Source organism: Bacillus sp. FJAT-27245 (genome assembly GCF_001273955.1).
Classification (GTDB): Bacteria; Bacillota; Bacilli; order Bacillales; family Cytobacillaceae; genus Bacillus_D.
The window spans coordinates 1124899-1137989 of the sequence record NZ_LIGI01000001.1; the positions used below are offsets into that span (position 1 = coordinate 1124899).

Annotated in this window: 15 protein-coding genes; 10 read left to right on the forward strand and 5 right to left on the reverse strand. The window is 42.9% G+C overall.

Features of this window, described 5'->3' with window-relative positions; translation table 11 throughout:
* The first annotated feature begins 140 nt into the window (after nucleotides 1-140).
* The 7 genes from ADU24_RS05525 (at nucleotide 141) to ADU24_RS05560 (ending at nucleotide 5981) form a co-directional block, all read left to right on the forward strand.
* Complete coding sequence (locus tag ADU24_RS05525) at nucleotides 141-689, forward strand: DUF4240 domain-containing protein (protein WP_053365689.1); 549 nt, start codon at nucleotides 141-143, stop codon at nucleotides 687-689.
* Nucleotides 690-948: 259 nt separating this feature from the next.
* Nucleotides 949-1794, forward strand: coding sequence for an endonuclease/exonuclease/phosphatase family protein (locus ADU24_RS05530; protein WP_053365690.1), 846 nt, complete (start codon nucleotides 949-951; stop codon nucleotides 1792-1794).
* Nucleotides 1795-1818: 24 nt separating this feature from the next.
* Nucleotides 1819-2958 carry a YdcF family protein gene (locus tag ADU24_RS05535; RefSeq protein ID WP_053368795.1) on the forward strand — a complete coding sequence of 380 codons (1140 nt, stop codon included), beginning with the start codon at nucleotides 1819-1821 and terminating at the stop codon, nucleotides 2956-2958.
* Between the two features lie 262 nt (nucleotides 2959-3220).
* Nucleotides 3221-4066 (forward strand): MBL fold metallo-hydrolase, encoded by an 846-nt coding sequence (locus ADU24_RS05540; protein WP_053365691.1) that lies wholly within the window; start codon nucleotides 3221-3223, stop codon nucleotides 4064-4066.
* 121 nt (nucleotides 4067-4187) lie between these two features.
* A complete protein-coding gene (locus ADU24_RS05545; RefSeq protein WP_053365692.1) occupies nucleotides 4188-4373 on the forward strand; it encodes a hypothetical protein in 186 nt (61 codons plus the stop codon).
* A gap of 703 nt (nucleotides 4374-5076) precedes the next feature.
* Nucleotides 5077-5400 carry an SdpI family protein gene (locus ADU24_RS05555; protein WP_053365694.1) on the forward strand — a complete coding sequence of 108 codons (324 nt, stop codon included), beginning with the start codon at nucleotides 5077-5079 and terminating at the stop codon, nucleotides 5398-5400.
* Nucleotides 5401-5684: 284 nt separating this feature from the next.
* Nucleotides 5685-5981 carry a hypothetical protein gene (locus tag ADU24_RS05560; RefSeq protein ID WP_053365695.1) on the forward strand — a complete coding sequence of 99 codons (297 nt, stop codon included), beginning with the start codon at nucleotides 5685-5687 and terminating at the stop codon, nucleotides 5979-5981.
* 121 nt (nucleotides 5982-6102) lie between these two features.
* On the opposite strand, the gene ADU24_RS05565 is transcribed toward ADU24_RS05560, so the two are convergent.
* Genes ADU24_RS05565 through ADU24_RS05575 form a run of 3 tightly spaced genes read right to left on the reverse strand, consistent with a single transcriptional unit; the run spans nucleotide 6103 to nucleotide 8668 of the window.
* Nucleotides 6103-6699 (reverse strand): NADPH-dependent FMN reductase, encoded by a 597-nt coding sequence (locus tag ADU24_RS05565; protein ID WP_053365696.1) that lies wholly within the window; start codon nucleotides 6697-6699, stop codon nucleotides 6103-6105.
* A 22-nt stretch (nucleotides 6700-6721) separates the two neighbouring features.
* Complete coding sequence (locus ADU24_RS05570; RefSeq protein WP_053368796.1) at nucleotides 6722-7783, reverse strand: LLM class flavin-dependent oxidoreductase; 1062 nt, start codon at nucleotides 7781-7783, stop codon at nucleotides 6722-6724.
* Between the two features lie 39 nt (nucleotides 7784-7822).
* Nucleotides 7823-8668 (reverse strand): VOC family protein, encoded by an 846-nt coding sequence (locus ADU24_RS05575; protein WP_053365697.1) that lies wholly within the window; start codon nucleotides 8666-8668, stop codon nucleotides 7823-7825.
* Nucleotides 8669-8821: 153 nt separating this feature from the next.
* On the opposite strand from ADU24_RS05575, the gene ADU24_RS05580 reads away from it, so the two are divergent.
* The gene (locus tag ADU24_RS05580) at nucleotides 8822-9130 is read left to right on the forward strand and encodes a winged helix-turn-helix transcriptional regulator (RefSeq protein ID WP_053365698.1); all 309 of its coding nucleotides are present in this window, start codon (nucleotides 8822-8824) and stop codon (nucleotides 9128-9130) included.
* A gap of 272 nt (nucleotides 9131-9402) precedes the next feature.
* Here the strand turns inward: ADU24_RS05580 and ADU24_RS05585 are convergent, their stop codons facing one another.
* A complete protein-coding gene (locus ADU24_RS05585; RefSeq protein ID WP_156324521.1) occupies nucleotides 9403-10230 on the reverse strand; it encodes an STAS domain-containing protein in 828 nt (275 codons plus the stop codon).
* Nucleotides 10231-10533: 303 nt separating this feature from the next.
* Here ADU24_RS05585 and ADU24_RS05590 point away from each other — a divergent pair, with 303 nt between their 5' ends.
* A complete protein-coding gene (locus ADU24_RS05590) occupies nucleotides 10534-11535 on the forward strand; it encodes a VanW family protein (RefSeq protein ID WP_053368797.1) in 1002 nt (333 codons plus the stop codon).
* Between the two features lie 72 nt (nucleotides 11536-11607).
* Here ADU24_RS05590 and ADU24_RS05595 read toward each other — a convergent pair whose 3' ends face one another.
* Entirely contained in the window at nucleotides 11608-12327 is a 720-nt protein-coding gene (locus ADU24_RS05595; protein ID WP_053365700.1) for a suppressor of fused domain protein, read from the reverse strand.
* Between the two features lie 306 nt (nucleotides 12328-12633).
* On the opposite strand from ADU24_RS05595, the gene ADU24_RS05600 reads away from it, so the two are divergent.
* On the forward strand, nucleotides 12634-13080 hold the full coding sequence (locus ADU24_RS05600) for an Lrp/AsnC family transcriptional regulator (protein WP_053365701.1): 447 nt from the start codon (nucleotides 12634-12636) through the stop codon (nucleotides 13078-13080).
* Nucleotides 13081-13091: the final 11 nt, after the last annotated feature.

Sequence of the window (13091 nt, forward strand, 5' to 3'; positions counted from 1 at the left end):
TGATACAGAGAGAGAGGAATTTGAAGTATTTGTATCGGTAGAGGAGAACCTTTATGTGTAACTCATTTATATAGTGCTTTTGATGAGCGTGGGAATACTTTAATAAAATTAATTTTTCTATGAAGTGGGGGTTTTATTTAGTGGAACAGAAAGAATTTTGGAGCTTAATTGAAAAGTCCAGAGATTATGATGATCAAGCGGAATGGTTAATTGAGGTACTAGCTCAAAAAGGATTAGAGAAAGTTTTAGATTTTGAATTTTTATTTCGAGAATTAATGAACTCTAGTTATAAATCTCGGTTATGGGGAGCGGCATTTGTTTTGATGGGTGGCTGTTCTGACGATGCTTTTGATTATTTTCGTGGATGGCTGATTGGACAGGGTGAAGAAATATTTAACAAGGTAATGAAAGACCCTGAATTTTTAGCAGAATACATAAATGAAGATAACCTTGATGATGAAGGGTTCCCGCAAAATGAAGAATTGCTCCTGGTTGGATGGGATGCCTATAACCTGATAAAGACAGGTACTCTTGAATGGGATGACAGTATATACGATGAGCTATTGAAGGCTCTTGGCAAAAAGGGGTTACAGCCTGTACCCGACATAGAATTTGATTGGGAAGAAGATGATTTGGAACATTTATTCCCTATTCTATGGGAAAGATTTGGAGAAGAACCACTAGGTTAAATGAAGAGAATTTTATTAATGGAATTATCTCAAAATCTCGTAATACCAGTTATCTGGAGAGTTGCAGATAGATTTGCCAACATACGAATGTGATAGATAGAAAAAGGCATCCGAGAAGCCGTTTCGGATGCCTTTTCCTATTTGTTGATAGGCAGCCATGAGCTTTGTATTAGGATTTTAGATGCAGTTTCCACAAAGGAAAGCAGGGTAAATAACCAAGTGGGTGAAAAACCCCGAAAACTAAGAGGGAGGGATAGGTTTGCGGAAGAGAGTCGGAGCCTTGCTATGCATGTTTCTTCTGGTGGCGAGTACAGTACATAGTGTTAAGGCACAATCTATTTTTCCAAAGGGTGGAAGTACGCCTATTAAGGTGATGTCGTACAACATCCATCACGGTGTGGGTATTGATAATGTCCTGGACTTAGGTCGGATTGCCGGCCTGATCGATGAAGAAGGGGCGGACATTGTGGCGCTCCAGGAAGTAGACAGGCACTTTGGCGCGCGAAGCAATTTTGAAGACCAGGCGAAAAAGCTGGCGTACCTTTTGGGCTATCATTATGTTTACGCGGCCAATCTTGATCTCAATCCACTTGAGGACGGGGCAAACCGCCGCCAATATGGAACCGCGGTATTAAGCAAATACCCGATTATCCACTCTCAAAACTACTTTTTGCCGAGTTTCGGCCAGGAGCAGCGAGGGCTTTTGGAAACGACCATTAATGTGAAGGGCAATCAAATCCGTGTTTACAATACGCATCTTGGGTTGGATGTTCCACAGCGCCTTGCACAAGTAACGGAAATCAAAAAGATTGTTGCTGCGAAAAAGACGCCGGCCATTTTAATTGGTGATCTAAATGCCGAGCCGGAAAGTGATGAAATCAGGCTGCTGCTGGAAGGATCAAACTTTATTGATGTTTTTGAAAATATCGATTCCGTAAATACGTTTCCTGTTGAAGACCCGAGGATTCGCATCGATTATATTTTTTCAAGCCTTGGGCTGAAGGTTTCCAATCAGTATGTGGTCTATTCAACCTATTCCGATCATTTGCCGGTTGTTGCGGATTTTGAATTGGAACGCACGGCTCCTTACCAAAATGGGAATTAATATATGAAAAAGGGGATGCAAGGCATGACGAATTTTAGAAAAAGGCTTGGCTTAATCCTGGTAATCTGTGCAACTCTTACTCTGCCAACAGCATATGGTTCCACAGAAACGCAGCAACCGCAGGCGACAGAAGAACCAATTATCGCTCCCATCAAGACCGATGAACCAACCGCGCAAAGAATCAAGCAGCTTGAAGAAATTGCCATGTATTATTACTGGCATGGCGGCGATCTGAAAAAAGCCGAAGAAGAAATTTTCAGAGGAATCACACTCAAAGGAAAATACGATGTTGTTGAAGCAGCCTATAAGGAAGCAACGATTCTCGACCCGCATAGTGTAGACCTGAAGCTTTCATTGGCGTCCACACAAATCATCCAAAAGAAAATCCCCGAAGCTCTCACAACTTATAGACAGATTCTAAATTTGGAACCGAATCATTTTAACGCAAATCTTCTATACGCGGTTTATTCAAAACTCAATAGGGATGATGAAGCTTATAAAAAATCCATCTCCAGATTAAGAAAAATTGACAATGATAAAACGAAAGAATACCTTGATAAGTTTGATGTTACTGAAAGCATTCTTAAAACGAAATTAAACACATCCGTTCCGGGTAACCTGCCAGCAAAGGACCACGCCATTGTCATTCTCGGGTATGCCCTTGCTGATGACGGAACGATGAGGGAACCGTTGATTGAAAGGCTGAAGGCGGGCCTTGCGGTGGCCAAGCAGTATCCGAACTCGAAAATTATTGTGACAGGCGGGGKCCCGAAGGAAGGGGTTACAGAAGCCGATGCAATGAACAAGTGGCTCATTGACAACGGGATAGCCGCCGGCCGGATCATCAAGGAAAATAAATCAACCGACACCGTCGAAAATGCCCTCTTCACAACGGCAATCCTTGAAAAAGAAGGGCTGAAGGATGTCACGCTTGTCACCAGTGCCAGCCATATGAGGCGCGCCCTGACTATCTTCCACGAAGCAACCCGCTTCTACGATGAAATGAATGCAAAAAATAGCAACCGAAATTTCACGAATATGGTTTATCTCGATAATCCATCACTAGAAAATGCGCATAAAGTAACGATGGATGAGGTTCTCGTCATCTACCGTGACCTTTTCCGGGCAAGCGGCATCTGGCAATATCCTGGCATGCAGAGGTAAAACATTTTGTAATTGAATAAGCATATAAAATGCTTGGACCAGCTCCAAGCATTTTATTTTGAGCGGGGCAGAAGGAATTTGAAAAAATAAAAAATGATTGCATCAGATAACAAATTGTCCCAAAGCCTCTTCAAAGGCTTCCCCTCTTCCGACAATTAGTTAAACAGTCGTTTTATCGATATAGCATTTTGTTAGTGTTATACACTAAATAATGGGTACCTATAAACATGTGGGGATTCAACTTTTGAAGGAGGAGATTATTGTGGACAAGCAAATGAATTATGGCAAAGATTATAAATTTATCCCAACAACTTCTCTTGCTAATGGCACTGGGGTAGAAGTATTGCCAGACCTCTTAAGCCATACAATCCAAATATCGAATATTCACTTGGTTGGCGACCCAGAGTCGAAAGACTTTGTATTAGTAGATGCGGGAATGCCGGAGTCGGCTGAGGCAATTATCTCAGTTGTTGAGAGCAGATTTGGCAAAGGCAGCCGTCCAAAGGCAGTTATTTTAACGCACGGACATTTTGACCATGTTGGGGGAATTATTGAGCTGGTAAAAAAATGGGAAGTTCCTGTCTATGCACATGAGTTGGAAATGCCTTTTCTAACAGGGCAAAAAGGTTACCCAGCACCCGATCCGACTGTCGAAGGAGGCATGATTGCAAAATTATCACCGATGTTTCCTAATGAACCCATCAATTTAGGAGATAACGTCAAACCACTGTCTTCCGATGGATCAGTACCATATATGACAGGATTCAAGTGGATCCACACTCCTGGACATTCGCCCGGCCATGTTTCTTTCTTTAGGGAAAGAGACAAGGTACTCATAGCTGGTGATGCATTTTCTACCGTTAAACAAGAATATATTGATAAGGTTTTAACACAAGAACAGGAAATCAGTGGCCCTCCAAGGTATTTGACGACCGATTGGAAAGCTGCCAAGGAATCGGTTATAAAGTTGGCTGAACTTCAACCAACTTTCGCAGTTACTGGACATGGATTACCTATGTCTGGTGCATTGTTATCAGACAGTCTGGACTTCCTGGTTAAAAACTTTGATAAAGTTGCCAAGCCTGATTACGGAAAGTACGTAAATTAGAGTATTCAACCACAGGTCAATTATAGTAACAACTCCCCCAGGCTAATGGGGGAGTTTTCGTTGAAAATAATGAATAGATTAAAGCTATAGAAGCGATTTAATTTGAGAGGGGGTTCACAAAATGGAGGCTAGTGAAAAGAGTTTTGATATAGAGGGGATTAATCATAAAGCTTTGGAACAAATGGAAGCGAAAAGAAAGGAAATCATTAAAAACCTGTCAGATTTGCCCCCTTCAAAACGGGAACTGGTCATCAAAAGTGTCGATGAAATAATCGCACTGGCGGTAAAAGGAGATTCTTCTGATTAAGCCTTTAGATACTTGGATTTATTATTTTTTACACAGTAAACTTGCAGGCTTTGTTCATTGATTTTTGGAAAACAAATCAAATTACCTCTAAATTCATAGAAACATGGCTTAAAAAATCCATCGGGACGAAGGGAAACCCATAAGCATCTGGGTTCTCTATCCTCAAGTTTGAAGGGATGATCATTTTAAAAATATAGATGAAATTACCACTGGGTATTTATGTTGAAATGAAATGAAGAAACGCTCCAAAGTATTGATGGTGTTTAGTTAAAGAAAGATGGATACTGGCTCTTAATGAGTATGTTACTGAACATTTTAAGGGGAAAGTAAGTGTTTTTATTAAGCTGGATAGTAACTGATTTTGTTGTACCTTTCTTACTAGCAGGTTTAATTATGTATTCAATGAAACCGAAGAAGACTAAGTACATATATATTCCTTCTATCATTCCATTAATTTACCTATTCATCTTGCTGTCGAGAGGTGAAAGGTCTTCTGATGGTAAATTAGCTTATGTGTTGGGAATGCATATCCTCATATACGTCGTAATGTTTATTGTTCTTTTAATTATCGCTAATTTGATTGTTAAAAAAAACGTAATAGTTAATTCGGGATAAAAAGATTGGATTAACCACATTTTTTAAATTTCAATATTGAGCGGGCAGGTTAACGAGATAAGGCTCCTAATCAACTGGGGATTTTCTGGTGAGAGATCATACTACTAGTATACGAGGTGTGAGGGAAGTGCAACCACTATTAATTGGATGTATTTTCTTAGTTGCGGGGCTTGTTTTATTTATTTTCCCCCCACGTGAAATGAATAACATTTACGGTTACAGAACCCAAAGCTCTAAGCGGAATATAGGAAATTGGAAGGCTGCAAATAAACTCGCAAGTAAACTATTAATTTTATTTGGAGCCATCATCTGTATTGTAGCTTATTTAACATCCAGTTACTTAATTACCATCATCACTATGATAATACTAGGTATTGCGATTTTCGTCATTGTGGAACTTAGATTACCATAATACTGGTAATGGAGGTGGGGTACTCAGTGTTCTGCGATAAATTTATAAACTAATGAATGGGATTAGTATGGAGAAAGTGTACAGTATGATCACCTGGAATTACTTTAAATTAATAGTGATGCTGAAAAGACTTTTAAGGCTTTTTAGAATGACATCTATCAAATCTGTGGATATGGTCTATTTGGAGAACTAGGATATGCACTATTTATTATATGTAAATATCTGAACCTAAGTTAAAGGAGTTAACTTTGAAAATCAATAAACAAGGAGAGGGAGGGTCTACAATGAGAGTTTTATTAGAATTTATACGAATCATTCTGATATTTGGACTTTTAGGAGGTGTTTTCTCTTCCGTTCTAACCCACTTTTACAAATCATTAGGCGTTACCCAATATGAGTGGTTGGGCTCCTTGGCTATTTTGTTATTGCTTTTTGTTAGGTATAGGAACAAATGGCAATTTGAAGGTTGGTACGAAGGAAAAGGTAAAGTAACGCTACCTCGAAAAACCACTAATCTTGTAGTATCTTTCTCTGTATTGTTATTAATTTTCCCACCAATTCATTATTGCTTTTTACGGTAAATTACGAAGTGTAGGGGGAAGTGATAAAAATACATTATCTTTAATCTTAATTGGGAACACTATTAAAATTTATCTGAGCCAACATAACAAAAGAGCGGGTACGAATCCCGCTCTTTGCATTTTATCGAATCGTTTTCAGTGCTCCGCTCCATGAAACAACTTCATCAAGCATGGCATTGACGTTTGTAAGGTGAAGTTCATGTGGCTTGAACTCAGATCCATTTACGAAGTCAGTGAACAGGGAAAGGGTTGGATGTGTGCGGACATCGGCGATTTTCAGCTCGCCGCAAATTCCGCGCAAATGCTCGGCAGCGCGTGCTCCGCCTGTTGAACCGTAGCTCACGATTCCCGCTGCCTTGTTGTTCCATGGTTCACGTGCGAAATCAAGGGCATTTTTTAATGCGCCGCTAATGCTGTGGTTGTATTCCTGCACGATGAACACGAATCCATCCAGGTTTGCCAGCTTTTCGTTCCAAGCTGCGATCCCCGGCTCCGTTCCATCGGTTGTTCCGAGGAATGGAAGGTTGAAATCAGCGATATCCACGATTTCATAGTTTGCATCGCCGCGCTTGTCAGCGATTGACTTTACCCATTCTCCAACTTGTGGGCTTACACGGCCTTGGCGTGTGCTTCCCAAAATAATCCCGATGTTCAATTTTTCTGTTGTCATTGCAACTTCCTCCTTAGATGTACCAAACAATTTATTGAAAAAACCCATTTTCTGCACCGCCTCAAGATGTCTAGTTTGCAACTTTTTGTTTGTTTTCCGTGTTTGTTTCCTTGCGGACAATCGGAGCGACCTGTGTTGCCAACAGCTCGATGCCTTCCGCGACCTTTTTGAATGGTTGGCCGCCGATGTCAATCTGCGCCATGAAACGCGTGTGGCCGTACAATTCGTATTGGTAAAGTATTTTTTCGATAATTTGCTGCGGGCTGCCCACGAACAACGCTGTGTCCGGATCAGCCATGCGATCGAAGTCCGACCTTCCAATGGTGCCGCCCATCCCGCGCTGGCGATTTACGTTTGACCAGTAATTTGAGTAATAAGGATAATATTCGTCCTTTGCCTGCTGGGTCGTTTTCGCAATGTAGCCATGCCCGGTAATTCCGACCTTCAGCTTTTCGGCATGGTGGCCGGCTTCGATTCCTGCTTTACGGTATAAATCGACCAGCGGCTTGAATCGTTCCGGCTTACCACCCAGGATGGCAATCGCCATTCCGACTCCAAGTCTTCCTGCGCGGGCTGCACTTTCAGGCGAGCCGCCGACTCCAACCCAGATCGGAAGCTCCTTCTGAAGGGGGCGCGGTGCAATTTCCGCATTCCGCAAAGGAGGACGGAAATGGCCGTTCCATGTGGCACGTTCGTGTTTATTCAGTCTTAAGAACAGCTCAATATGTTCAGTGAACAAGGCGTCATACTCATTCGTGTCATACCCGAACAGAGGGAAGGATTCAATAAATGCCCCCCGGCCTGCAATGATTTCAGCGCGGCCATCGGAAACGAGATCGAGAGTGGCGAAATCTTCGAATAGGCGGACTGGGTCGACTGTGCTCAAAACGGTCGTTGCGCTCGTCAGTTTGATTCGGCTGGTTGCCTCGGCAATTGCAGCAAGCACAACCGGAATCGCTGAAACCGCATAGTCCAAGCGGTGGTGCTCACCGACCCCGAATAGGTCCAGGCCTGCTTCCTCAGCGAGTTTTGCCGCTTCAATAATGTCCTTAATCCTTTGATGAGCGCTGATAGTGGCACCGCTAAAAGGCTCGGGGCAAATATCGCCCAGTGTATAAAGGCCGATTTCCATCATTGTTTTTCCCCTCCCTTCAGTTGAACTCCTTCATAGTTAAAGTACCAGGATAATCCGATTTCCGGATGGGTCCTCGGTTACGAATAGGCCATCTTCCTTTGTGACACTCGCGCCAATTGCCTTCAAATTCGCGACAACGGCAGCCCTTGACTCCTCGTCCGGCAGCACAAGTGTATATGACTCCAGTCCGGGGCTGTTTTTATCAGGCCGAGGAGCTTCGACGCCATTCCACGTATTCAACCCAATATGGTGATGGTATTTCGCTGTGGAAATAAAGAGCGCCTGGCTACCGAAACGGTTCACAACCTCAAAGCCAAGGCCTTTTGTATAAAATTCCTCGACTTTTTTTAGCTCGGCTACATGCAAATGGATATGGCCCATCACTGTTTCAGCAGGGAGGCCTTCCCATTTTGGCATGCCGCCGGAAAGTAGAGCTGAGAAGTCCAGAGGATCAACAGCCATGTCGACCTCAGTTCCGGACCAAGTCCATTCTGAAGGATCGCGGTCGATATAAATCTCGATGCCATTTCCATCAGGGTCTGATAAATACAGGGCTTCACTGACGAGATGATCGGATGAACCAATCCGCTGGCCAATATTCATAAAATGCCCCACGATACTTGCCAGGTCGGAGCGTTCTGGAAGCAAAAGGGCGAAGTGGTAAAGCCCGGTCGTCCCAGCTTGTCTCGGCCCGACGGCTTCCGGCTGCTCCAAAGTTAAGAGAACGGTCTTTCCATCAGCAGTAAGGCTTGCTTTTTGTTCAGCTTGGTTCAAAACCTTAAATCCAATTACTTCTTTATAAAAAGAAATGGCCCTCTCCAAATCCTGTACCTTCAAATGTACCTGCCCAACAAAAGTTGCAGGCTCACGGTGGAATTTCATAAACGTTACCTCCTTTGCATGTTTTGATAGTTAGTTACTTTATGTAAGTAATTATATTTTTATAATTAAATTACGTCAAGTGCCTAAGTTTGTAAAAAGTAATTTAATATTTTTTTAAAATGGGTATAATGGAGATGTAAGGAGCTGATCAAGTTGGATAAATCTATTTGCCCTAAATTCGAAAAAGCCATGGGTTTTCTGAGCCAGAGATGGACTGGATTGATCATTCACCAGCTCCTTTCGGGTCCGCAGCGGTTCTGTACCATTGAATCTTCCATCGGCGTCAGCGGGAGGGTGCTTTCCGAAAGGCTGAAGGATCTGGAGAATGAAGGAATCGTTAAACGCAAGGTTTATCCCGAAACCCCTGTCCGTATTGAATACTCGCTGACCGATAAAGGTAAGGCATTGGAACCGTTAATGAAAGAAATTGAACAATGGTCCCAAAGCTGGCTGGAAGTTTAAAACTATTTTAAAAAGGATACAAACAAGTGAGGCAGGCCGCACTGGTTTGTATCCTTTTTGTTTCCGGAACAAGTGGCTGTTTGAGCTTTACTATTCAAAAAAATATCCCGTAAAATAAGCTTTTATCAGCAGAATTTGAGTGATACCCGATTTTGCTCAATCTTGTTACTTATTTTATTTGAGCGACACCAAAACCTGAGATAGTCTTTTTTCTGTCGCTTAAAAGTTTGTGGCAATAAAAAAGTACATTCGTGTGAATGTACTAAAAATAGTTAAATCTTCGCTTGAAGGTATTTAACAGCGTTATGGAGGCTTGCAAACGTAGAGACGCCGCTCGCCTTGATGCCGAGGCTGATCATTGTCTGGGCGATTTCAGGGCGGATGCCGGTCAATATGGACTGGATGCCGAGTAATTTCAAAGCATCAACGACTTTAAAAATGTGGTTCGCAACCATCGTATCGATGATTGGAACGCCCGATAAGTCGATGATCATATGGCTCAGCCCAAAATCCGCCCCTTGTTTCAAAGCCTTTTCCATCAGTTCCTGAGACCGCTTTGTATCAATATCCCCAATTAACGGGAGAATTCCGATATGCTCGGTTATTCTTACAATCGGTATGGACAGCTCCATCGAAGTGATCTCAGCGGCCGTAATACGGGCTGCATATGTAGTGGAATACGAAACGCTGAGCCAATGCACTGCCCGGTCAACAACCGAATCGAACCGCGATATAATTTCATAGAATTCGGGGATTGTTAAGCCCGCTTTTACGGCTTCCTCTTTAAGAAACTCACCGATTGAATTGCGGTAAAAACGTACCTCTTCAACCGCCAAATCCAAAGGGAGGTTGAGGTTAACAAGGAGGTTGACACCCTCTGATCCCCAAGCTTGCAAATGGCCATATGTCTTTTCCAGACTATCAAAAATGGAATGGGCAAATATAGAAATCAAGTTTTCGCGCCACCATTTTAACGATTCATCCACCTTATTGGAATAAATGTTTTCATCAGCATCGAACCGTTGCCTGGCGAGAAATTCCTTTTGGCTTATTATGTGTTCGGCCATTTCCTGTAGGCAAACTTCCATTGTAGACCTCAAACTTTAAACCACCCTTTCAGTTTCATTTAATCTAAAAATAGTATACAAGCTCATTACTAAAATGGACATAAGACATTTTGTTATTTTTTGTCATAATTCCGCAATTTGTTTTGGGAAATTACATGGGAAAAGATGAAAGGTAAGCTAACGTACTTTTGGTGATAAGCCTTGGTGATCCCTTGTTGGAAAATATTAGTTTTTCCATAAACTTGAAGGGATAAGTATAATAAATAATGAATATAATACTGAAGTGTGTTTTTTCTGAAGTGAAAACATTTATTCGGGTTGGGGGAAACGGTTTTGATGCGTACAAGGAGTGTTACAGTATTGTTGATTAGCAGTTTCATTGGTTTGGCCGGGTGTTCGGGCCAGTCGGAAGTGGTTAAAAAAGCCGAGCCAACAGCAGTCCAAGCTGCGGACACAACGGAACCGCCAAAGGCGGAAGAGCCGGCAAGTAAACCTGTTGAAAAACCTCCGGCCGCAGTCGTTTATATAAAAGATCCAGCAATCAGCAATGCCATTTATGCGTTTATCCCAAAGGATATGGGATACGGGACGAACAACGAGCAATACAAGAAAGAGCTTGAAAAATGGGCGCGGGAACTGGCGGTAGGGAAAGAAGGCCAGCCTGGATATGATAGGCGCGGCTTGCTTGACCGGATTGATGCCAACGGGAATATCATTAAAGGGGAGCCGCGGGTCATTCTTGAAGAAGCAGAACTCGTGGAAAAGGTGCTGGAAGTTTCCGAACAAGGCGGGGATGTCGTTCTGCCAATTTTTAAAACAGAAAATACTTATGACCCTGCGGACGCCGCGCATTTAGCTGAAGAACTTGTTGCTTCATATACGACTAAATTTGATAGCAAAGTTGCCGGCAGGGCGAAAAACATCGAGCTGTCCGCGCAAGCGATCAACAACGTGATTGTCGGGGAAGGGGACATCTTTTCATTTAACACGATGGTCGGCCCTAGCGACGAGGCGCATGGCTACCAGCCTGCCAAGGAAATCGTCAACAAACAGCTCGTCATGGGAATCGGCGGAGGCATTTGCCAAACATCGTCCACGCTCTTTAACGCAGTCGACCAGTTGGGGGTCGAGTATGTAGAGAAGCACAACCATTCCTTAAGTGTTGGATATGTTCCGGCCGGAAGGGACGCGACCGTTTCCTACGGAGGCCCTGATTTCCGGTTTAAAAACACAACTGGCGCACCGTTCCTCATCAAGGCGGTTTATGGGAAGGGCACGCTGACCGTGGAAGTCCGGACTGCCGGCAAATTTAAAGGGGTTATAAAGAAGCGGGGGTAGTTCCATGAAAAATCCGCTTTCCTTTTCGGGAAAGCGGATTTTGTTGTGGGTTATTTTATAAAACAGCCAGGGTTACCGACACGTATTAACACGATTCAAATCGTATAAATCATTCACCCCGAATTGGTCAAATTTCTCGGTCAGCTCGTCAACGCCATGATCCATCTTAAATTGCATTTCCTCAAGATAGATAGGGAATACATTGTAAATATTGATCAGTTTGCCATCCCTCACTTTTAGCCGAAAAAATCCACTTTCCACAATCGTTGGCGGTATCAGCAGGGAGGCGCAGAGCTTCGTGCCATCGATAAACGGCTCAATCGGGTTTCCGTTCTGCAATGTGTGGCCGTAAGCGAGCCATGTCTTGTACTCATGCGGGAAGCGGGCCAGAAATTTCATATTCCTGATTGGCCAGTAGTTTCGATCATCCTTGAATCCTTCTTCGGTAACATCGTATTCCTTAGGCAAAAAGCAAACGAGCTCGGCGTATCTCCAATCTTCCGCACCTTCCGGGACAGCCATCGGAAGGTCGCTCATCCCGTGCGTGATCATTGTATGGAAGGGACGTTCGTCTGTAGGAGCCACATGGTACACATCTACATGGACGATATTCGATATGATTTCGTGGAACACCATATTGATTTTTCCGATATATTTTTCAATATGCTCCTCAAACAACTCCTTCGCCTCAGCGTCAAAATCCCTTATCCCCTCAAACTTCGTCTCTACCGGATCGTACTGGTACACCGGCGCCCCGGATTTCGATACCTTCTGCTTCCTTTTAAACCACACACGCTCTGCCCCCTTGGGAGAATAAATTTTATTTGTATATAGGTAGTTCTCCAGGCCTTTTCCTGAATCCTGCAATTTTGCAGGGGGAAAGGTTTTATTTTTAGCAAAAAAACTTCTTTTACAAAAATAATAAAATTTTCATATAATTCTTGCTTTTTGAAAAATGTTTTACTATAATTCTCTTTAATTTCGAAAATCGTACTAAAATCAAAAAAGACTACTTAATTATGATATTTTCGACAAAATATATTACTGAATTAGGAAGAAAAATAGGAAAATAGTATCGAAAGGGAATGGGGAGTGCGTATGAAGTATGAAGTTGATGAGCTCGACAGGGGCATAATTAAACATTTGGCAAGGGATGGCCGGATGTCGTTTACAGAAATTGCGGCTGCTTTAAATGTGACTGAAAAAACCGTTCGCCTTCGTTACAAAAACCTTCTGGATAATGGGATTATGGGGGTCGTCGGGGTCGTAAATCCAGTTGCAATCGGAGTAAAGGCCGGAGCGATTATCCAATTAAAAGTACAGCCCCAGAGGGTGGGGGAGGCTGTGGAGGCACTCAAAAAGTTCCGGGAAATCCGCTACATCACCATGACTTCAGGCCCATACTCCCTTTTGGTGCAAATCGCGGTCCCTACCCAGGATGACATAACGGAAACCCTTTTAAAAATAAATCAACTCACTTCCATCACCGAAATGAATTCCATCATTCAGCTCGAAGTCTATAAAAATTCGTACGAGTACTATTGAGGAGGCAGGGG

What these genes read in the sequence shown, in the direction of transcription:
- ADU24_RS05560 (WP_053365695.1), top strand. Translation starts at nt 5,685, where the DNA reads ATGAGAGTTTTATTAGAATTTATACGAATCATTCTGATATTTGGACTT.
- ADU24_RS05590 (WP_053368797.1), top strand. Translation starts at nt 10,534, where the DNA reads ATGCGTACAAGGAGTGTTACAGTATTGTTGATTAGCAGTTTCATTGGT.
- ADU24_RS05545 (WP_053365692.1), top strand. Translation starts at nt 4,188, where the DNA reads ATGGAGGCTAGTGAAAAGAGTTTTGATATAGAGGGGATTAATCATAAA.
- ADU24_RS05575 (WP_053365697.1), bottom strand. Translation starts at nt 8,668, where the DNA reads ATGAAATTCCACCGTGAGCCTGCAACTTTTGTTGGGCAGGTACATTTG.
- ADU24_RS05600 (WP_053365701.1), top strand. Translation starts at nt 12,634, where the DNA reads ATGAAGTATGAAGTTGATGAGCTCGACAGGGGCATAATTAAACATTTG.
- ADU24_RS05565 (WP_053365696.1), bottom strand. Translation starts at nt 6,699, where the DNA reads ATGGGTTTTTTCAATAAATTGTTTGGTACATCTAAGGAGGAAGTTGCA.
- ADU24_RS05570 (WP_053368796.1), bottom strand. Translation starts at nt 7,783, where the DNA reads ATGGAAATCGGCCTTTATACACTGGGCGATATTTGCCCCGAGCCTTTT.